Consider the following 19,540-nt stretch of genomic DNA (forward strand, 5'->3'; position numbering starts at 1 on the left):
GAACCGCTCCGCCAACACGCGGCAACTATAGGCACCCGTTGACTTACCGCTGGGCTGGTGGATCAGCTGGACAAGGCCTGAGCGCGGGCGTTGAAGCGGTACCGCAACGGCGACTCGCCGACCTCGCGTTTGAACGCAGTACTGAAGGCGCTCTCGGAGGCGTAGCCCAGCTCGGTGGCGAGTGACCCAACGCTGACGTCGCCGGTGCGAAGAGCGCGCTGGGCGAGCATCATCCGCCAGCGGTTCAGGTACGCGCGTGGCGGCATCCCAGCGACGGCGCGGAAGCGCTCGGCGAAGGCGGTGCGGGACATCGCGGCGGCGTGCGCGAGTTCGTTCAGACCCCAGAGCGTGTCCGGCTGCGAGTGCATCAGGGTGAGCGCAGGGCGGAGGCGCTCGTCGGTCAGGACACGCAGCCAGCCGGGTGGGAGCTCGGCCTGTTCGACGTACGTGCGAAGGACTTCCAGGAGTACGAGCTGCGCGTGCTGGCGGATCGCGAACGCCGAGCCGATCCGGTTGCTCGTGACCTCGGTGAACAGCCGGTGCAGGCTTCCGCGGAGGTTCGCGCCGGTGGTGGGGGAGGCTTGGACGTGCGCGACCGGCGGCAGCGCCTCGCCGAGCAGCGTGCGCCCGGCGTCGTTCAGGTCGATGCGGCCGCCGATGACGATGTCGTTGCTGTCCCAGTCGGCGCCGAGCAGCTCCAGCCCGGTCTCGACCGGCTCGACCAGTTGGACCGGACCGTCGCCGGACCCGCCGGACAGCTCCAGCCGCGTGCGGTTGTTGAGGATCGCGACATCGCCCGCGCGCAGCTCGACCGGCCCGTCGATGCCGTCGGTCGTCAGGCGGGCGCGGCCGCCGACCATCGCGATGAACTTGAACGTCTCCCGCAACGTCGCGCGCGACACCCACGGCCCCTGGACCACGAACCCGCCGGACACCAGCCCGCGCACCTCGACGAGCTCGAACACCTCGGACAGCTGATCGGTCATCTGTACTCTCGCGAAGAAAATCTGGACGGATACTTATTCATCGTACGCCGATCCCGCGCGAGGGTGGAGGCATGACCAGACAACAGCTCATCGGTACCGGATTCACCGCCGCGTCGACCGCGGACGACGTACTCGAAGGCATCGACCTGACCGGCAAGAACGCGATCGTCACCGGCGGCCACCGCGGCCTCGGCCTGGAGATGACGCGCGCACTGCGCAAGGCCGGCGCCCACGTGACGGTCGCCGTCCGTGACCCCGGCGCGGTCGAGGACCCGGACACAAGTCAGCTCGACCTGCTCGATCCGCGGTCGATCGACGCGTTCGTCGAGCGGTACCTCGGGACCGGGCGGCCGCTGCACATCCTGATCAACAACGCCGGCATCATGGCCGGGCCGCTGCACCGGGACGCCCGCGGGTACGAGTCGCAGTTCGCCACGAACCACCTCGGGCATTTCCAGCTCACGCTCGGCCTGCTGCCCGCGCTGCGGGCGGCGCACGGCGCTCGGATCGTGAACGTGACGTCCGGCGGCCACCGGCTATCCGACATTCGTTGGGATGACCCACAGTTCGAGCAGGGGTACGACCCGCTGCTCGCGTACGGGCAGTCGAAGACCGCGAACGTGCTGTTCGCGGCGGAGCTGGAGCGGCGGTGGGCGCAGTACGGCATCCACGCCTTCGCCGTGCACCCCGGCATCGTGATCACCACGAACCTCGGCCCGCACCTGGGCGTGGGGGAGACCCGTACGCCGTGGCTCTCGCTGGAGGCCCACAAGGAGATGGGCCTGGTCGATGACGACGGCAACCAGATCCTCGATCCGTCCCGCGAACGCAAGACCGCTCAGCAAGGCGCCAGTACTGCGGTCTTCGGCGCCACCAGCCCGCTACTGGAAGGCCACGGCGGCACCTACCTGAAGGACAACGACATCTCACCCCTCGACCTGGTCGGCAGCACCGACTTCCACGACCCGGACGTCCGCTCCGACGTGGTGCCGCACGCCGTCGACCCAGAATCCGCCGTACGCCTGTGGAACCTCAGCGAGCAACTGATCAAACACTGAGCCAACGGGCCGCTATGGTCCGGCGAATGACAATCCTCTGGGTGGGCGGCCCCGCCGCGGCCGGGAAGACCACCGTCAGCCGGCTGTTCGCCCGCATGCACGGCTACATCTGGTACAGCGTCGACGCCCACGCCTTCACCCACGAAGCCCGAGCAATCGAAGCCGGCCTCCACCAACCAGACACCGGCCCCGGCACCTTCGACCGCACCCCAATGATCCTCGAAGACATCCGCGCCTTCCCCGCCAACGCCCCCGTCATCGTCGAAGGCGCCTTCGTCACCCCCACCATGGCCGGCACCGCCCGCAACGCCCTCTGGCTGATGCCCTCCAAACCCGAACAACAAGCAAGACTCGAAGTACGAAACCCCGGCATCAACCACGAAGGCCTCATCTGGGGCTGGCAACTCATCCACGACCAACTGTCAGGTACCCAGGCAACGATCCTGACCGTCGACAACCAATCCATCCCCCAAACCCTCGCCGCCGTAGAACAACACTTCGCCCCCTTCCTGACCACAAACCCCGACACCCCCACCCGCCAGTCCTACCTCCGCCTCAGCAACACCGAACTAGCCACCCAGTCCCGCCAACCAACCACAACCTTCGACTGCGAATGCGGCACCCCAACCTGCACAGCCTCCGTAGAAACCTCCCCAGCCGACCTCCCATCAGGCCGCCCCCTCCTAGCCCCTCCCCACACGACCCGCGCCCGGCAACCCAACCCACCGACCGAAGTCCACGGGGGGTAACAACTCAGCCCGGGTGCCACCCCGCTCGCCAACCCAGCCCATGCAGGGGACCTGTCGCCGCGACCCACCCCAGCTGGTGACCTGACCGGCACCCCAGCCGCCGACCGAAGCGAAGGCTTCCCGCAGGTAGCACGTCTGCCTGGGGTGGTGACCTGCTCGCCAACCCAGGGCATGTACGTGACCTGAATGGCGCCACCCGCCCCAGTTGGTGACCAGACCGTGCGCCCTAACCCCAGCGGCCGAGCGAAGCGAAGGCTGCGCATGGGTAGCGCGTGTGCCCCGGGTGGTGAGCTGATCGCCAACCCAGCCCATCTAGGTGACCTAACGGCGCGACCCGCCCCAGCTGGTGACCGGACCGTGCGCCCTAACCTCAACCGCCGAGCGAAGCGAAGGCCGCCCGTGGGTAGCGCGTCGGCGCGGGTGGTGGCGTACTCGCCAACCGAACCCACGCACCTGAGCTGACTGCGCAACCCAACCCCAGCCGCCGAGCGAAGCGAAGGCGTGAGGGGGTGCGGGTGGCGGAGCCCCCGCTTGCGGCAAGCGAAGCGCAGCCGCACAAATAACGAAGGCGACGTGGTCAGCAAAGCGAAACGCTTTGCGACACACGTCGCCTGTCGACTGTCGTGGGCGATACTGGGTTCGAACCAGTGACCTCTTCGGTGTGAACGAAGCGCGCTACCACTGCGCCAATCGCCCAGCGTGGTGCTGGTGTTTCTCATGTGGTGTTGCGGGTGAAACCATAGCGCATGATGAGGCGCCGATCTAATCGGGCCGGGCTACTCTTGGGTCAGGACGGAGATCCCGTCGCGTTGGAGACGTGATTGTGACTTTCTCGCACGACACCGAGCAGGCGCTCGGGACGCTGGTCCGGCTCGTCAACACCCTGCCCGGACCGAACAGCCAGGTCGATTCGCTGGAGACTCTTGAGGAGTTGGAGAAGTTCGTCCAGGAACGGGAGTTCAGCGCGGTCGACTCGTTGTCGGAGAAGGACCTGGCCGAGGTCCGCGATCTGCGGCCGCTGTTCGCGCCGGTGTTCACGACCGATTCGGACGCGTCGGCGGCGACGATGATCAACGCGATCATCGCCCGCGGTACGTCGACCCCGCGGCTCACGAACCACGACGGGCACCCGTGGCACATCCACTACTCCCGCGCGGGTGCGTCGCTGGCCTGCCGGATCACGGTGGAGTGCGGGATCGCGCTCGCCCAGGTGATCTCGGCCGGCGAACGCGAACGCCTCCGCCGCTGTGAGGCCCCGGACTGCGACGACGCCCTGATCGACCTCTCCCGGAACCGTTCGAAGCGGTACTGCGACGCCCGCACGTGCGGCAACCGCCTCCACGTCGCGGCCTACCGCGAACGCCGCAAGGCCTCGGGAGAGTAGCCGGCGCCCCCGCACACCCCACCGTCGGGCGGCCGGCCCCACGACGCAGCGCCGCTGGACGGAGATGGGCGGACCTGCGCCACTTGCGGACCCCACGGCCTGTACCCAGCCGCCGACGCCGCTTGACGCGGCGCCGTCGGGTGGGATCAGCGGGCCTGCACGACTGACCAACCCCACCGTCGCCGACCCGGCGGCCGCCTTACGCGGCACTCTTTGGTGGGAGTAGTGGAGTCGGATCGCTGACCACCCCTGTCAGCGGTTGGCCGCCGCTCGCCGCGGCGCTGCTGAGTGGAGATTCGGCGGGCCCGCGCGGTTCACAGACCTACGCCCAGCCGCCGGCCGACACTTGACGCGGCGCCGTCGGGTAGGGAGTAGGCGGACGTGTGCCACTCAGCAGCGTCGTCGTTGGTGGCTGGCAGCCGCCTGGCTCGTGCTCGACCGGCGGGTTGGTGGGTGGCTGGTGGCGGTCAGGGATTGAGGTCCTGTGCGGAACGCTCGGCGAAAATCTTCGTGACTTGGGCCGTGATCACGCCGGGCGCGGGTAGTTCGCGGTTGTCGACACGCTGGATTGCCTGGACGTCGCGGGTCGTCGATGTGAGGAAGATCTCCTCCGCGTCGGACAGCTTCGTCAGCGGTACGTCGCGTTCGACGCCGCCGAACCACTCCAGTACCAGCGCCCGCGTCACCCCGGCGAGTGCGCCCGACGCCAGCGTCGGCGTGACCAGCTCACCGTCGTACACGGAGAAGATGTTCGACCCGGTGCCCTCGCACAGGTCGCCGACCGTGTTCGCGAAGATCGCCTCGCTGCCGCCGCGTTCTTTCGCGTAGGCGAGTGCGCGGACGTTCTCGGCGTACGACGTGGTCTTGAGGCCGGCGACCGCGCTGCGCTCGTTGCGGACCCACGGGACCGTCACGATCGCCGACGTCGGCGCCGGGCGTTTGATCTCCTGGGTCGCCACGAGGATCGTTGGGCCGGAGGTGCCGCGGTCCGACGAGAGCGGGGACACGCCGCCGGTGTACGTGATCCGCAGCCGGCCGAACGGGATGCCCGGGTCCGCCGCGACCACCGCGTCGATCCCGCCCTCGATCGCGGTCACGTCCGGCGTCGGCAGGCCGAGCCCGACCGCCGAGCGGACCAGCCGTTCCAGGTGCCGCCGTACCGCGAACGGCCTGCCGTCCTCGATCTTGATCGTCTCGAAGACGCCGTCACCGGTGGTCAGCCCGTGGTCCAGCGGCGAGACCGTCGCCGCGTCGTCCAGCAGGGCGCCGTTGAGCCAGATACGCATGTGGTGCTCCTTCCGCGGAACACCTTAGTGCGCAGGTGATCCGCCGCCGCGCGACCCGTCCGAGGTGACCAGTTGATGACCGTACGTCGACGTACCGGGGACCCCCGTTTTTGAACTCGGGCGGAGATGGGCTAATGTTCTTCTCGCGCCGGGGGACGGAAAAACCCGGCCGCACTGCGGACGTAGCTCAGTTGGTAGAGCGCAACCTTGCCAAGGTTGAGGTCGCCGGTTCGAACCCGGTCGTCCGCTCGGAGAGGGTTCGGCTCTCAGTGGTGGAGTGGCCGAGAGGCGAGGCAACGGCCTGCAAAGCCGTGTACACGGGTTCGAATCCCGTCTCCACCTCATTACAGCGCTTGGACGATTGGCGCAGCGGTAGCGCGCTTCCCTGACACGGAAGAGGTCACTGGTTCGATCCCAGTATCGTCCACGAAGGCGACAGGCGACGTGTGTCGCGCACTTGCGTGCGCTGACCACGTCGCCTTCGTCATTTGTGCGGCTGCGCTTCGCTTGCCGCGAGCGGGGGCTCCGCCACCCGCACCCCCTGCGCCTTCGCTTCGCTCGGCGGCTTGTCGTCGGGTCGCCCTTGCTACCTCACGTCCCGGGGTCGGGTTGTGCTGCTAGGTCACCCGCCGGGGTGGGTTTCAGGCTGCTACCTCGCCTCCCGGGGTCGGAGTTGCGTCCCGCAGAGTGGTGTACGGCGTGGTGGCCGGCCCGGGCGTGGACGTGGGTGCGGTCACCGCGTGATTCTTCGAGGAATCTCTCACAACCCACTCGAAGAGAAAGTTCACAGCGATGACCGCATCACCCAGTATCGACCCTGCCGAGTTCCTGCACGAGCACCTCGAGCAGGCCAGCCCTGACCTGCTCCGGGAGCTGATGGAAGGGTTCATCAACACGCTGCTGTCCGCGGACGCCGACAGCGTGTGCGGTGCCGCGTTCGGGACGCGTGACCCGGGCCGGGTGAACTCGCGCAACGGATACCGCCACCGCGAGCTCGACACCCGGGTCGGCACGCTGGATGTCGCCGTACCGAAACTGCGCGAAGGCTCGTACTTCCCCGAGTGGCTGCTGGAACGCCGCCGGCGCGCGGAGGCCGCGCTGACGTCGGTGGTGGCGACGTGTTACCTGCTCGGGGTGTCCACGCGCAGGATGGACCGGCTGGTGCAGTCCCTGGGCATCACCGGCCTGTCCCGCTCCCAGGTGAGCGTGATGGCCCGCGACCTCGACGAGCTCGTGCGCGACTTCCGCGAACGGCCCCTGAACGAAGGGCCCTACACGTTCCTGGCCGCTGATGCGTTGACGATGAAGGTCCGCGAGGGCGGCCGGGTGATCAAGATCGCGGTCATGGTCGCCACCGGCGTCAACGCCGACGGATTCCGCGAGATCCTCGGCGTCGCCACCTCCACCGCCGAGTCCGGTGCCGGCTGGAACTCGTTCTTCAAGGACCTGGTCGCCCGCGGCCTGAACGGCGTCGCGCTGGTCACCAGCGACGCGCACGCCGGACTGGTCGACGCGATCGGCGCGAACCTGCCCGGCGCCTCCTGGCAACGCTGCCGCACCCACTACACCGCCAACCCGATGAGCATCTGCCCCAAGCACGCCTGGGGCGGGGTGAAGGCGATGCTGCACTCGGTGTTCGACCAGATCGACGCCGCCGCAGTGCACACCCAGTACGACAAACTCCTGGACCAGACCGAGCACACGCTGCCGCAGGTTCATGCTCACCTCGACGCGGCCCGCGACGAGATCCTCGCCTTCACCGCGTTCCCCAAGGACGTGTGGCGACAGATCTGGTCGAACAACCCCAACGAACGCCTCAACCGCGAAATCCGCCGCCGCACCGACGTCGTCGGCATCTTCCCCGACCGGCCCTCGATCATCCGGCTCGTCGGCGCCGTCCTGGCCGAACAACACGACGAATGGGCCGACGGACGCCGCTACCTCGGCCTCGACGCCCTCCACCGCAGCCGACTCACCCTCATCACCACCAACCCTCAGGAGAACCCCGAGACCACCAGCGCGATCAGCGCCTAACCAGACAACGACGAATCACCAAACGTCGTACACCACTCCACAGGACTTGACCGGGGTCGGGTCGCGCTTGCTACCTCACCTGCCGGGTCGAGTTGTGCTGCTAGGTCACCTGCCGGGGTGGGGTTCATGCTGCGGTCTCACCTGCCGGGGTGGGTCGTGCTGTCAGCTCACCTGCGTGGGTGGGTTGCGCGGGTCTGCTCAACCGCGGAGACGTGGGAAACCATCCTCGGTGCGGCCGCCCCACGCCGTCAGCCGCCACCACCTCCCGGTGCGGCTGCCGGGCACCTTCAGGCAGCACCTGTCCGCGGAAGCAGCCCACATCCTGGCCAGCACTTCCTGCCGCGGTCAGTCCTCATCCTCGGCCAGCGTCAGGCGGGGCTGCCCCGCACGCAGGGGCTGCGTGCCTGCGCGGCTCGCGGTCCCGTTCCTGGGCCCGGATCGCCACGCCATCACAATCCGGCCGGTCGGCTGTTGTCACGCCTGCCGCGCCTGTCCGGCGCCACTTTGTGATGGGCTGGCGATCCGCCAATATCCGATCCGAACCCAGTTGGGCCTCCCGCGCGGGGTGCGGGGTGGCGGACAGCTCGACCCTGCGCGGGCTGGCCGACCCACCGTGGGCTAGCGGACCAGTCGTGCGCGGGCAGGCGGGCACTCGACCTGGGAGCTGGTAGACGCGCGCGCCGACCCCGTGTGTGCAGGCGAGCCTCCGCCCTGGCGCGGTTCGCGGGCGAGCCGACCGTGCGTGGGTAGGCGGGCCGCGCGCCCCGGCGGGTGCTAACGGGCGAGGGGGCATGGGCGGGCAGATGGCCACCCGATCCGGTGGGGCTAGTGGGCGTGCCGGCGCGTGAGTGGGTGTTGGGTCGCGCGCCCCCGCGGGGCGGGCGGGCGAGTCGGTCATGCGGTGGCTTGCGGCGTGCTCGACCAGGAGGGGGCTGGTACGGGTGCCTACCCGGCGTGTTAGGCGGGCCTGCGACTCGGCGGGCTGGTCGGCGTGCCGACGCGCGTGGGTGGGTGGGCCGCGCGACTCGGTGGGGGATAGCGGGCGAGGCGGGCATGGGTAGCCGGCGGGGCACTCGAGCCCGGTGGGGCCGGTAGGCGTGTCGGCCCACGTGTGGGTGGGTGGGCTGCCTGAGTTGGCGTGGGGTTGTGGGCGGGCCTGCCTGTGGTGTGGGTGGGCGGGCTGGCCGAGCTGGTGTGGGCTGGTGGGCGTACCGGCGCGTGCGGTGGGTGGGCGTGCCGGGCGACTCGGCGGGCGCAACGGGCGAGCCGGTTATGGGCGGGCAGGTGGCGCACCCCAGCCGGTGGGGCTGGTGGGCGTGCTGGCTCGTGTGTGGGCGGGCTGCCTGAGTTGGCGTGGGGTTGTGGGCGGGCCTGCCTGTGGTGTGGGTGGGCGGGCTGGCCGAGCTGGTGTGGGTTGGTGGGCGTGCTGGCCTGTGTGTGGGCGGGCTGCCTGCGTTGGTGTGGGGTAGTGGGTGGTGCCGGCCCGTGGTGGGTGGGCGGGCTGGCCGAGTTGGGGTGGATTGGTGGGTGGGCTGGCTGTGCGTGGATGAGTGGGTCGCTTGCCGCAGCCGTGGGTGGAGGGGCATGTGGGCCGTGGTGGTGGAGGGTAGGCGGGCCGTGGTGGTGGAGGGGTTAGGTGGGTGGGGTGTAGAGGAAGCGGCGGTTGGTGGGGGTGGGGGTTGTTTCGGTTAGGCCGGCGGTGAGCATTACGTGGGCGGAGGCTTTGTTGGGTGGGTGGCATTCGCCCCAGAGGGTGGGGATGGCGAGGGTTTGGTGGCAGTAGGTGAGGGCTGCGGTCAGGGCCTCGGTGGCGTAGCCGTGGGATCGGTGGCTGGGGTGGATGGCGTAGCCGAAGCTCCAGGCGGCGATGGGGGAGTTGCTTTCGCCCAGGCCTAGCCAGCCGACGGGGGTGGCGTGGTGGGTGAGGATCAGTTGGAGGTGGGTGCCGTCCTGGCTGGCGCCGTTGGTGTGGAGGTCGAGCCAGCCGCGGACCGACGGGATGTCGCGGGGGCCGTAGTCGTCCATGAAGCGGGCTACTCGGGGGTCGGTCCAGAGTTCGCAGAGCATCTGGAAGTCGGACTCGATTGGCCAGCGGAGGGTGAGTCTCGGGGTGGTGAGCTCCATCCGGGGACGGTAGTGGCCGGAGCGGCGAGACGCGACGGGATTTGTGTTCGACCAGCAGCAAACATATGTACGATCTGATCGGCCAGCACCTGACGACCACGATCCAGCTGGCGCTCAGGCCTTAGTAGTACTGACGGATCTTCGGCCACACCTCGGACCACGGGCCGTCGGGTCCCGCGCACAGGACGAGCGCCGTACCGTCCTCGTCGTTCGACACGATGCTGTGCACGGTCCCGATCTGCTTGCAGTCGCGGAAGTACTTCTCGAAGATCGGCGTCCGCTCGAGCTCCACGAGCAGCACCGGCCCGGTTTGCGTCTCCGGCGGCCGCGCCCACTCCCAGAAGCTCATGTGCGGCGAGTATGGCATCGGCAGCCCGCGTGCCGGACCGTACCGGACGAGCGCCCCGGCCTCCCCGTAGTTCCCGGTCACGATGGTCGCTGTGGACTGGTCAGGCACCTGCTTCCAGGCATCAGCGACCGCGTCGGCGAACGCGGGCCAGCCGATCTGTTCGCCCTGCTCCTTGTTCACCGGTATGACGAAGTCCGCCGCCGACGCGGGCAGCAGCGGCAGTGTGAACAGCGCCGACGTCAGCGCGGTCAACACCAACGTGACGACAGCCGTACGACGACGCCGCTCGACCCAGCGCAGTGTCGGCTCGGACCCGGCCGCGACGAGGACGAGCAGCAACGGCAAGGCGTAGTACGACTTCCCGCCGACCGCGAGTACGACGACGCACAGCACCGGATAGGCGAGCGCGACGGCACGGGCCCAAGGCAACGAACGCCAGATCCGGCGGAACCCGGCGACCCAGACCGTGACCAGGAACGGCGACAGCTGGAGGATCTGCAGCGGGACGAACATGATCCGGTTCTCGGTGCCGTCGTCCGAGCTGATGCCGCCCGCGACCTTGAGCTGCGGCCAGTCGTGCTGGAACTGCCACACGACGTTCGGCAACGCGATCAGTCCCGCGACGGCCAGGCCCGCGAGCACCCACCACGATCGCAGCACGCTCCGTGGACCGACGATCAGCAGCGACACCAGCAACGCACCGATCGGCAGCACGACAAGGTACTTGTTCTCCAGCGCGATCCCGGCCGTCAGCCCGAGTGCGAGCCACCAACGGCCGTCCCGCGTCCGCAGCAGCTTGACCGCGAACAGTGCGATCAGCATCCAGGCCAGCAGGTCGTACGTCGCCGTCGACACCATGTGCCCGACCCCGAGGACGAACCCGGACACCGCGGCGCAGACCGCCGCGAGCACCTGACCGCGGCGCGCGCTGCCGAACTCCCGGGCGAGCAGCGCGATCACGACGATCGTCGCGACACTGCTCAGCGTCGACAGCACCCGCAGCCCCATCACGGTGTCGCCGAAGATCGTGGTCGACACCCGCGCGATGAACGGCGTCAGCGGCGGCTGGTCGACGTACCCCCAGCTGAGGTGGCGGCCGGCGACCATGAAGTACAGCTCGTCGCGGTGGTAGCCGTAGCGGCCGGACAGCGCGGTGAGTACGACGCCGACCAGAACCGCGACGGCCGCCACCGGCCGCAGCGCGAACGCGGGCACCGATGGGCGGGTCATGGCGGAATCGTGTCAGCAGAAGGGGGCCGCGACCAGCCCGGAATCAGGGTCCGTTCCCGGCGGGATGATTGGATATGTCAAGAGGACAGGTGAGGTGGCGACTTCGTGACACTGCTGTACGAGCGGATCTGCGCTCACGTGCTGGAACAGCTGCGCCGTGGCGCGCTGCGGCCGGGGGACCGGGTGCCGTCGGAGATGGAGCTGGCGGCGCAGTTCGAGGTCAGCCGGATCACCTCGAAGCGCGCGCTGGAGGTACTGCGGGAAGCCGGTCTGGTGGAGCGCGTCCGCGGCAAGGGCACGTTCGTCGTACGGCGGCTGCCTGACCTCACCGACCTGACCGTCCCGCTCCGGCCGGCGCAGCGGCGGGAGGCGCGGTCCGTGGCGCTGATCGTCCCGGACATGTCCGAGGCCTACGGGCTGGACCTGCTGAACGCGATCGAGGAGCGCTGCGCGGAGTACGGCGCTCACCTGGTGGTACGGCGTACCCATGGGCGTCAGACGGATGAAGAGAAGGCCGTTGACTCGCTGGTGGCCGCTGTGGACGGGCTGATCGTGTTTCCGGTGCACGGGGACTTCTACAACGCCAGCCTGCTCCGGCAGGTGCTGGACGGGTTCCCGGTGGTACTGGTGGACCGTCACCTGTCAGGGATCCCGGTGTCCGCGGTGCTGACCGACAACGTGGCCGCGGCGCGTGCGTTGACGACACGGCTGCTGGACCAAGGGCATGAGCACATCGCGTTCGTCTCGCCACCGCCTGTGAACACATCATCCATCGAGGACCGGCTGGAGGGCTTCCGTACGGCGTTCGGCGAGGGCGGCCGGCCGTACGAGCTGACCGACCTGCGCAGCACGCTGCCGGGTTCCACGACCACCGAGAGCGTGCGGGCCGACCTGGACACGATCCGCGCGTTCCGCGACAGTCGGCCCGAGGTGACGGCGTACTTCGCCTGTGAGTACAACCTGGCCCGCATGGTCGACCGTGTGCTCGGCGGGGACCGTGTGGTGGCCTGTTTCGACTCACCGGGCGACTCCATCGGCGGACCGCCGTACCTGCACGTCAAACAGAACCAGACCGAGATGGGGCGCCAAGCCGTCGACCTCCTGCTCGCACAACTGCGCGGTGAGCAGGTGCCGAGCCTGTCCTACGTGCCGTACACGCTCGTCGAGGCGGCGACCTGACTTTCGGCAGTAGGGCCGCGGTACTGCGACTGTGTAGCGTCTACGGCATGAAGTGGCGGCTCCTGGGGGACGTGGGTCTGTGGGCCGCGCTGAGCTTCCTCGTGCTCGGTGAGAGCGGTGCCCGCAACGACCCGTACTGGTTCCGCGCCGGCTGTATCGCCGTACTCGCCCTGGCTGTCGCCACGAGACGCAGATGGCCGCTGGCCGCGCTGGCTGTCGTGTCGTGGACAGAGATCGTCATCCTGGTCGTCTCACTCGGTACGACGAACGGCGTACAGATCGCGCTGGTGCCGGCCGTGAGCATCCTGAGCTACCTGGCGGGCCGACGAGAGACACAGCTCAAGCACTTCGTCCTCCTCTGCACCGTGTCACTGCTGGCGATGCTCGTACTCGCGCTGACCCGCGGCCAGGCGACTGAAGCAGTACTGACGTGGCTGTTGATGCTCCTGATGGCACTACTGGTCGTCGTGCTGCCCTGGCTGATCGGCCGCTACCGCGCACAGCAGGCCCTGCTCGCCACAGCCGGCTGGGAACGCGCCGAGCGGATCGAATGCGAGCAGCGGATGGAGATCGACCAGGAACGGCTCCGTGAACGCTCCCGCATCGCCGAGGACATGCACGACTCCGTCGGCCACGAACTGAGCCTGATCGCCCTACGCGCGGCAGCACTCGAGTTGGACCCTTCCCTGCCGGAAAAGCACCGCCTGGCAGCAGGTGAGCTACGAGAGTCCGCCGCCACCGCCACGGAGCGCCTGGGCGACATCGTCGGCGTACTACGCGACCAGGACGCCCCAACCATGCCCCACGACGAGACAGTACGTGCGTTGGTGGACCGTGCCGCCGCGTCAGGTCTCAAGGTCGAGCTGACGGAACAGGTCGAGGACGTCCTCGCACCAATGGTCGACCGGGCAGTACACCGTGTGGTCCAGGAGTCGCTGACCAACGCAAGCAAACACGCACCGGGCGCAACGGTGACAGTCAACGTGATCACACACGAGGACGTGGTCAACCTCAGCGTCGTCGACACCGGAGCCAGCCCGCCAGTGGCTGCCACCTCAGGTGGCCGAGGCCTCGACGGCCTGCGCGAACGTGTACGTCTGGCAGGAGGTTCGCTGACCGCTGGTCCACGACCAGGTGGCGGTTTCGAGGTCGCAGCCACCATGCCGCGGGCCGGTGGTCGCCCCGGCCCGCCGACCGCGGCGGTCGAACGGGCAACGGTACGGCGGAGCGCCCGGCGCGGGCTGATCACCGCCATCGCCGCGCCTGTCCTGCTCGGTGCCGTCGTCGGCGCGGTTGCCCTCGGCTACTACCTGGTCGCCGGGTACAGCGCGATCCTGCGACCCACGCAGTACGACGGACTCAGCATCGGCCAGTCGGAGGAAGAAGTCGCGAAGGTGCTGCCGCGGATGCAGATGATCGACGCGCCCGTGCGGGGCTACGTGCCGCCCGCCGGCTGGCGCTGCCACTACTACCGGCCGGCCGCACCGTTCTCCAGCAACTACGTGTACCGCCTGTGCTTCGCCGACGGCGCGCTGGCCGCCAAGACCGTCGTACAGAGCGGTTCCGTCCCACCGACTCCGGAAGGCAACCGATGATCAGAGTGCTGCTCGCGGACGACGAGGCGATGGTGCGGGCCGGTGTCCGCGCGATCCTCGGCACGGACGAAGAGATCGAGGTCGTCGCCGAGGCCGCCGACGGCGTCGAGGCGGTGGAAGCGGTACGCCGGCATCGGCCCGATGTCGCCGTACTGGACATCCGGATGCCGCGGATGGACGGGCTGGCTGCGGGCGCCGAGATTCGCCGGACCGTGCCGGAGACCGCGGTCGTCGTCCTCACGACGTTCTCCGAGGACGCGTACATCGCCCGCGCGCTGGGCGACGGGGCCAGCGGGTTCCTGCTCAAGTCGGGCGACCCGCGCGAGCTGATCGCCGGTCTCAAGGCGGTCGCCGGCGGTGCGGCGTACCTCTCCCCGAAGGTCGCGCACCGGATCATCCAGGAGCTGAGCGGCGGCGCGATGACCCGGGCGGCGGCCGCGAAGGAGCAGGTCGCCGCCCTGAGCCCGCGGGAGCTGGACGTGCTCGGACTGGTCGGTGCGGGGTTGTCGAACGCCGAGATCGCGGCCCGGCTGTACCTGGTCGAGGGGACCGTGAAGGCGTACGTGAGCGCGATCCTGCAGCGGCTCGGCGTGAAGAACCGGGTCCAGGCGGCGATCGTGGCCTACGAAGCGGGCCTGGTCATCGCCTGAGTGGCCATTTCGGGTCATCGCCGTGCATGCACTTGGTGAGCCTGGATACTGGTTGCGGAACCGTCACCGAACGGCTCCGGGTGGTGACGTGGTGAGGACACTCGGTCGTGGGATAGTGGACCCGCCCGGAGACCTCACACCTCCGGACCACCCAAAGAACGTACCCAGACAACGTACCCAGCAAAGCTCCAGGGGCCACCCGCCCCCTCTGACAGAATCGGGGATCCAGGTCGTGACCGACTCGCACAACTCCGGACAGCACAAGGACCGGGAAGCGGCGGCGGCCGAGGTCCGGAGAATGTGGCAGCCGACCCCCTCCTGGACCCAGCCGGACGACGGCGAGGCCGTCGAGGAGACCGCGGGCACCGCCGAGGACGCCGGGCAGCAGCCGGACGCGCTGTCCGAGGACTTCCAGAGCGACTCCTGGGCCGGACCGGCGGCCAAGCCGGCCGACCAGCCGGCGCCGTGGACCCAGCCGCAGGCGACCCCGTCCTGGACGCAGCCGGTGCCGGACTCCGCCGCCTCCTCGTGGAGCCAGCCGGAGCCGCAGGACGACCAGACCGACCCGGAGCCCGAGGCGCCGCGGCCGGACGAGCCCGCGAAGCCCGAGGCTCCGGTGTTCGGCGGCGGCTCGTTCCCGAGCACGGGTCAGGAGCAGCCCGGCCAGGTCCCGCCGGCGCCTCAGACCCCGCCGCCGGCCCAGGGCGGCCAGCCGCTGTCCCCGGCCGCGCAGCACTTCTTCCCGCAGGGCATCCCCGGCCAGCAGGCCCCGCAGCAGCCCCAGCAGAACCTGTCGTTCCGGACCGACGACCTGATCCAGGCGCTGCCGCTGCCGCGGGAGGCTCCGGCCGAGCGCGGCGTCCGGAGCATGCTGAAACTGCGTCCCGGTACGACGGAGCGCTCCGAGCGGCTCGCCCGCGCGACCGCCGCGACGGCCTTCCGCCGGCCGGTCACGATCGTGATCGCGAACCCGAAGGGCGGCTCCGGCAAGACGCCGACCACGCTGTTGCTGTCCGGCGCGCTCGGCCAGGCCCGCGGCGGCGGCGTGGTGGCCTGGGACAACAACGAGCTGCGCGGCAACATGCACCTGCGCACCCACGACACGAACTCCCGGTCCACGGTCACCGACATGCTGCAGGCGATGCCGATGCTGACCCAGCCGGACGCCCGGCTCGGCGACGTCGCGGCGTACCTGCGGCACCAGGTGTCGGGTCAGTACGACGTGCTGACGTCGGCGACCACGACGTACGCGCAGATCGAGGCGAAGGACTTCGACCAGGTGCACCGGCTGCTGAGCCGGTTCTACAAGGTGCTCGTGATCGACACCGGGAACAACGAGGGCTCCAGCAACTGGCGCGAGGCGATGAAGGCGGCCGACGCCCTCGTCATCCCGATCAAGTGGAAGAGCCTGTCGTGCGCGGCCGCCGTACAGATGCTGGAGGAGCTCGACAACCAGGGCCCCGAGGCGCAGCGGCTGATCCGGCGCGCGGTGATCGCGGTCTCGAACGGCCCTGGCGACGTGAACAAGGACGTCGAGAAGCAGCTCCGGCCGTACTTCGAGTCCCGCGCGGCCGCGGTGATCGACATTCCGACCGACATGCACATCGCCGCCGAAGGCCCGCTCGACCACTCCGCCCTGCAGCCGGCCACCCGCCGCGCCGCACTGGACCTGGCCGCCAAGGTCTCCGAGCAGATCACGATCGCTCTGAACACTCCACGCTGAAAGCAGCCTGTTTGCGTCGCAGGTGGTGGCGGACCAGTTCGACCACGAGCGTGACCGCGAGGGCCAGGCCGATGCCGAGGACAACCCCCTTGAGCGGGTTGTCCTCGAAGGCCCTGCCGCCGATGTAGCCGACCAGCGTGCAGTACAGGCCCCAGCTGATCGCGGCCAGCCCCGCGAACGGCGTGAAGCGACGCAGTGGGTACCGGACCGAACCCATCGTCAGCGTGATCGCCGTGCGGCCGCCCGGGATGTAGCGCGCTACGACGAGGACGAGTGCTCCGCGTTCATCCAATGCAGCGCGGGCCCAGAGAACGGCAGCAGAGCGACGGGTGCCTGGTTTGACTCGGTCCAGTAGCCGGCCGCCGGCGCCACGGCCGAGCAGGTAGGACACGTGGTCGCCCAGGAACGCACCTAGCGCAGCCACCGCGATGACCAAGTACAGGTTGGGCTCGCCGGTGGAGGCCGCGAAGACACCGGCGGTGACCACCAGGGTCTCGCTCGGGATCGCGGGGAAGAACCCGTCCAGCGCGGCGAAACCCCACAGCGCGAGGTAGATCCACCACGAGGACATCAGTTCGCCGGCGAAGTGCAGGATCGCGTCACTCATACCCACGAACCTAGAAATCCGGACGGCCCGGCACAGCTGACGACCGGCTGGTCCGACCCCCTACTTTCGTTGTCGATACCATCTGCTCGTGACCGAAGGAGCGAACGTGCCCGAAGTGAAGATCCACCTCATCGGCGTCGAAGGCGAGGCCGAGCGCAGCGTCCCCGAGACGACGACGATCGGGGAGCTGTTCGCCGGGATCTTCGGCCAGGACCGCTCCGCCATCGCCGCCCGCGTCAACGGTGAGCTGCGCGACCTGTCCCGGGTGGTCCAGGACGGTGACCAGCTCGAGCCGGTCAAGGCGGCCTCCGAGGACGGCCGCGCGATCATCCGGCACTCGACCGCGCACGTCCTCGCGCAGGCCGTGCAGGACGTGTTCCCGGACGCCAAGCTGGGCATCGGCCCGCCGGTGGAGAACGGGTTCTACTACGACTTCGACGTCGAGACGCCGTTCACGCCGGAGGACCTGACCAAGCTCGAGAAGAAGATGCAGCAGATCATCAAGGAGCGGCAGCGGTTCAGCCGCCGGGTGGTCAGCGACGACGACGCGCGCGCCGAGCTGTCCCAAGAGCCCTACAAGCTGGAGCTGATCGGCATCAAGGGCTCGGCGGCCGACGCGGCCGAGGGCGCTTCGGTGGAGGTCGGCGGCGGCGAGCTGACGATCTACGACAACGTCCGGCGCGACGACAGCGTCGCCTGGAAGGACCTGTGCCGCGGCCCGCACGTGCCCGCGACGGGCTACCTGGGCAACTTCAAGCTGATGCGTACGGCGGCGGCGTACTGGCGGGGGAGCGAGAAGAACCCGCAGTTGCAGCGCATCTACGGCACCGCGTGGGAGTCGCGCGACGAGCTGAAGGCGTACCTGACCCGGCTGGAGGAGGCCGCCAAGCGCGACCACCGCAAGCTGGGTACGGAGCTCGACCTGTTCAGCTTCCCCGACGAGATCGGCTCCGGTCTCGCGGTGTTCCACCCCAAGGGCGGCGTGCTGCGCAAGGTGATGGAGGACTACTCCCGCCAGCGCCACGTCGAGGACGACTACGAGTTCGTGTACTCGCCGCACATCACCAAGGGTCAGCTGTTCGAGACGTCTGGCCACCTGGACTGGTACGCCGACGGCATGTACCCGCCGATGCACCTGGACGAGGAGCGCGGCGCGGACGGCCAGATCCGCAAGCAGGGCCAGGACTACTACCTGAAGCCGATGAACTGCCCGATGCACAACCTGATCTTCGCGGCCCGCGGCCGGTCGTACCGGGAGCTGCCGCTGCGGCTGTTCGAGTTCGGCACCGTGTACCGGCTGGAGAAGTCCGGCGTGGTGCACGGCATGACCCGGGCCCGCGGCTTCACCCAGGACGACGCGCACATCTACTGCACCCGCGAGCAGATGCGCGACGAGCTGAAGAACCTGCTGACGTTCGTGCTCGGGCTGCTCGCCGACTACGGTCTGGACGACTTCTACCTCGAGCTGTCGACCAAGAACCCGGACAAGTTCGTCGGCTCCGACGAGGTCTGGGAGGAGGCCACCGAGACGCTCCGGGAAGTTGCCGAGGGCTCAGGTCTCGAGCTGGTCCCGGACCCGGGCGGCGCGGCCTTCTACGGCCCGAAGATCTCGGTTCAGGCGCGGGACGCGATCGGCCGGACCTGGCAGATGTCGACGATCCAGCTGGACTTCAACCTGCCCGAGCGCTTCGGCCTGGAGTACACCGCGCCGGACGGCTCCCGGCAGCGGCCGGTGATGATCCACCGGGCGCTGTTCGGCTCGATCGAACGGTTCGTCGCGGTCCTCACCGAGCACTACGCGGGCGCCTTCCCTCCGTGGCTGGCCCCGGTCCAGGTGATCGGCATCCCGATCACCGACGGGCACGTCGACTACCTGCTCGAAGTCGCCAAGCAGCTGAAGGCGCAGGGCATCCGGGTCGAGATCGACGCGTCCGACGACCGGATGCAGAAGAAGATCCGGAACGCGCAGAAGTCCAAGGTGCCGTACATGCTGATCGCCGGCGACGAGGACATGGCGGCCGGCTCGGTGTCGTTCCGGTACCGCGACGGCTCGCAGCACAACGGCGTACCGATCGCGGACGCGGTCGCGGAGATCGTCGAGTCGGTCCAGAAGCGCGTCCAGGTATGACCGAACACCCCGGCTCGCCGTACACACCGGACGAGTTGCTGCGGCAGGACGGCGTCGGGGTGCCGGATGCGTTCATGCGGCTGTGGACGCCGCACCGGATGGCCTACATCGAAGGGGAGAACAAGCCGACCAGCTCGGCGGCCGGCTCCGGCTGCCCGTTCTGCCGGCTCCCCGGGCTGCCGGACGCCGACGCGCTGATCGTGCATCGCGGCGAGTCGGCGTACGCCGTCCTGAACCTGTACCCGTACAACCCTGGTCACCTGATGGTCGTGCCCTACCGGCACGTCGCCGACTACACCGAGCTGACCGACCAGGAGACCGCCGATGTCGCCGCTCTCACCCGGCAGGCGATGCAGGCCGTGGGGGGGGGGGGGCGGGCGGCCCGGGGGACCAAAACGCCGAACACAGGGGCCCGACGCCGCCCCCCGCGCCGCCCGCCCCCCACCCCCCCCCCAAGG

The 19,540-nt window shown here is 69.3% G+C and carries 15 protein-coding genes and 4 tRNA genes; 13 read left to right on the forward strand and 6 right to left on the reverse strand.

Going from position 1 to position 19,540, the window contains the following annotated elements:
• Positions 1 to 62: 62 nt before the first annotated feature.
• Complete coding sequence (locus ACFV9C_RS35695; protein ID WP_380200690.1) at positions 63 to 986, reverse strand: AraC family transcriptional regulator; 924 nt, start codon at positions 984 to 986, stop codon at positions 63 to 65.
• Positions 987 to 1,057: 71 nt separating this feature from the next.
• Here ACFV9C_RS35695 and ACFV9C_RS35700 point away from each other — a divergent pair, with 71 nt between their 5' ends.
• Both ACFV9C_RS35700 and ACFV9C_RS35705 read left to right on the forward strand, forming a co-directional pair.
• On the forward strand, positions 1,058 to 2,044 hold the full coding sequence (locus ACFV9C_RS35700; protein ID WP_380200692.1) for an SDR family NAD(P)-dependent oxidoreductase: 987 nt from the start codon (positions 1,058 to 1,060) through the stop codon (positions 2,042 to 2,044).
• Positions 2,045 to 2,070: 26 nt separating this feature from the next.
• Positions 2,071 to 2,793, forward strand: coding sequence for a hypothetical protein (locus ACFV9C_RS35705; protein WP_380200694.1), 723 nt, complete (start codon positions 2,071 to 2,073; stop codon positions 2,791 to 2,793).
• Positions 2,794 to 3,417: 624 nt separating this feature from the next.
• Here the strand turns inward: ACFV9C_RS35705 and ACFV9C_RS35710 are convergent.
• Positions 3,418 to 3,489 (reverse strand) — tRNA-Val (locus ACFV9C_RS35710).
• Between the two features lie 127 nt (positions 3,490 to 3,616).
• Between ACFV9C_RS35710 and ACFV9C_RS35715 the strand changes: the two genes are divergently transcribed.
• A complete protein-coding gene (locus tag ACFV9C_RS35715) occupies positions 3,617 to 4,177 on the forward strand; it encodes a CGNR zinc finger domain-containing protein (RefSeq protein ID WP_344196454.1) in 561 nt (186 codons plus the stop codon).
• Between the two features lie 467 nt (positions 4,178 to 4,644).
• Here ACFV9C_RS35715 and ACFV9C_RS35720 read toward each other — a convergent pair whose 3' ends face one another.
• Positions 4,645 to 5,463 (reverse strand): aminotransferase class IV, encoded by an 819-nt coding sequence (locus tag ACFV9C_RS35720; RefSeq protein WP_380200696.1) that lies wholly within the window; start codon positions 5,461 to 5,463, stop codon positions 4,645 to 4,647.
• A 176-nt stretch (positions 5,464 to 5,639) separates the two neighbouring features.
• On the opposite strand from ACFV9C_RS35720, the gene ACFV9C_RS35725 reads away from it, so the two are divergent.
• The 4 genes from ACFV9C_RS35725 to ACFV9C_RS35740 all read left to right on the forward strand — a co-directional run bounded on the left by ACFV9C_RS35725 (position 5,640) and on the right by ACFV9C_RS35740 (position 7,497).
• Positions 5,640 to 5,712: transfer RNA gene (locus ACFV9C_RS35725), tRNA-Gly, on the forward strand.
• Positions 5,713 to 5,734: 22 nt separating this feature from the next.
• A tRNA-Cys gene (locus tag ACFV9C_RS35730) sits at positions 5,735 to 5,805 on the forward strand.
• Between the two features lie 13 nt (positions 5,806 to 5,818).
• Positions 5,819 to 5,890 (forward strand) — tRNA-Val (locus ACFV9C_RS35735).
• A gap of 365 nt (positions 5,891 to 6,255) precedes the next feature.
• Positions 6,256 to 7,497, forward strand: coding sequence for an IS256 family transposase (locus ACFV9C_RS35740; protein ID WP_380200698.1), 1,242 nt, complete (start codon positions 6,256 to 6,258; stop codon positions 7,495 to 7,497).
• Positions 7,498 to 9,129: 1,632 nt separating this feature from the next.
• Here ACFV9C_RS35740 and ACFV9C_RS35745 read toward each other — a convergent pair.
• Together ACFV9C_RS35745 and ACFV9C_RS35750 are read right to left on the reverse strand one after the other, a co-directional pair.
• Positions 9,130 to 9,621, reverse strand: coding sequence for a GNAT family N-acetyltransferase (locus ACFV9C_RS35745; RefSeq protein ID WP_380200700.1), 492 nt, complete (start codon positions 9,619 to 9,621; stop codon positions 9,130 to 9,132).
• A 121-nt stretch (positions 9,622 to 9,742) separates the two neighbouring features.
• The gene (locus ACFV9C_RS35750; RefSeq protein ID WP_380200702.1) at positions 9,743 to 11,200 is read right to left on the reverse strand and encodes an ArnT family glycosyltransferase; all 1,458 of its coding nucleotides are present in this window, start codon (positions 11,198 to 11,200) and stop codon (positions 9,743 to 9,745) included.
• A gap of 105 nt (positions 11,201 to 11,305) precedes the next feature.
• Between ACFV9C_RS35750 and ACFV9C_RS35755 the strand changes: the two genes are divergently transcribed.
• From ACFV9C_RS35755 to ACFV9C_RS35770, 4 genes are all read left to right on the forward strand, one after another.
• Positions 11,306 to 12,379: a GntR family transcriptional regulator gene (locus ACFV9C_RS35755; protein WP_380200704.1), complete on the forward strand. Its 1,074-nt coding sequence runs from the start codon at positions 11,306 to 11,308 to the stop codon at positions 12,377 to 12,379.
• Between the two features lie 47 nt (positions 12,380 to 12,426).
• Entirely contained in the window at positions 12,427 to 13,974 is a 1,548-nt protein-coding gene (locus ACFV9C_RS35760; RefSeq protein WP_380200706.1) for a sensor histidine kinase, read from the forward strand.
• A complete protein-coding gene (locus ACFV9C_RS35765; RefSeq protein ID WP_380200708.1) occupies positions 13,971 to 14,624 on the forward strand; it encodes a response regulator in 654 nt (217 codons plus the stop codon). The genes ACFV9C_RS35760 and ACFV9C_RS35765 overlap by 4 nt, the downstream gene beginning before the upstream one ends.
• Before the next feature lie 232 nt (positions 14,625 to 14,856).
• Entirely contained in the window at positions 14,857 to 16,347 is a 1,491-nt protein-coding gene (locus ACFV9C_RS35770) for a division plane positioning ATPase MipZ (RefSeq protein WP_380200710.1), read from the forward strand.
• Here the strand turns inward: ACFV9C_RS35770 and ACFV9C_RS35775 are convergent.
• The gene (locus ACFV9C_RS35775; RefSeq protein WP_380200712.1) at positions 16,319 to 16,954 is read right to left on the reverse strand and encodes a DedA family protein; all 636 of its coding nucleotides are present in this window, start codon (positions 16,952 to 16,954) and stop codon (positions 16,319 to 16,321) included. The genes ACFV9C_RS35770 and ACFV9C_RS35775 overlap by 29 nt on opposite strands.
• 106 nt (positions 16,955 to 17,060) lie before the next feature.
• Between ACFV9C_RS35775 and thrS the strand changes: the two genes are divergently transcribed.
• Together thrS and ACFV9C_RS35785 are read left to right on the forward strand one after the other, a co-directional pair.
• Positions 17,061 to 19,082, forward strand: a complete 2,022-nt coding sequence (gene thrS / locus ACFV9C_RS35780; protein WP_380200874.1) for a threonine--tRNA ligase — start codon at positions 17,061 to 17,063, stop codon at positions 19,080 to 19,082.
• Positions 19,079 to 19,540: HIT domain-containing protein (locus tag ACFV9C_RS35785; RefSeq protein WP_380200714.1), on the forward strand; the 462-nt coding region annotated here is incomplete at its 3' end. The genes thrS and ACFV9C_RS35785, both read left to right, overlap by 4 nt.

The organism is Kribbella sp. NPDC059898, assembly GCF_042730855.1.
GTDB lineage: Bacteria > Actinomycetota > Actinomycetes > Propionibacteriales > Kribbellaceae > Kribbella.

Bases quoted from the DNA above. Each gene is read 5' to 3' on its own strand.
- ACFV9C_RS35695 (WP_380200690.1), bottom strand. From the start codon at position 986: ATGACCGATCAGCTGTCCGAGGTGTTCGAGCTCGTCGAGGTGCGCGGG.
- ACFV9C_RS35700 (WP_380200692.1), top strand. From the start codon at position 1,058: ATGACCAGACAACAGCTCATCGGTACCGGATTCACCGCCGCGTCGACC.
- ACFV9C_RS35705 (WP_380200694.1), top strand. From the start codon at position 2,071: ATGACAATCCTCTGGGTGGGCGGCCCCGCCGCGGCCGGGAAGACCACC.
- ACFV9C_RS35720 (WP_380200696.1), bottom strand. From the start codon at position 5,463: ATGCGTATCTGGCTCAACGGCGCCCTGCTGGACGACGCGGCGACGGTC.
- ACFV9C_RS35740 (WP_380200698.1), top strand. From the start codon at position 6,256: ATGACCGCATCACCCAGTATCGACCCTGCCGAGTTCCTGCACGAGCAC.
- ACFV9C_RS35745 (WP_380200700.1), bottom strand. From the start codon at position 9,621: ATGGAGCTCACCACCCCGAGACTCACCCTCCGCTGGCCAATCGAGTCC.
- ACFV9C_RS35750 (WP_380200702.1), bottom strand. From the start codon at position 11,200: ATGACCCGCCCATCGGTGCCCGCGTTCGCGCTGCGGCCGGTGGCGGCC.
- ACFV9C_RS35760 (WP_380200706.1), top strand. From the start codon at position 12,427: ATGAAGTGGCGGCTCCTGGGGGACGTGGGTCTGTGGGCCGCGCTGAGC.
- ACFV9C_RS35765 (WP_380200708.1), top strand. From the start codon at position 13,971: ATGATCAGAGTGCTGCTCGCGGACGACGAGGCGATGGTGCGGGCCGGT.
- ACFV9C_RS35775 (WP_380200712.1), bottom strand. From the start codon at position 16,954: ATGAGTGACGCGATCCTGCACTTCGCCGGCGAACTGATGTCCTCGTGG.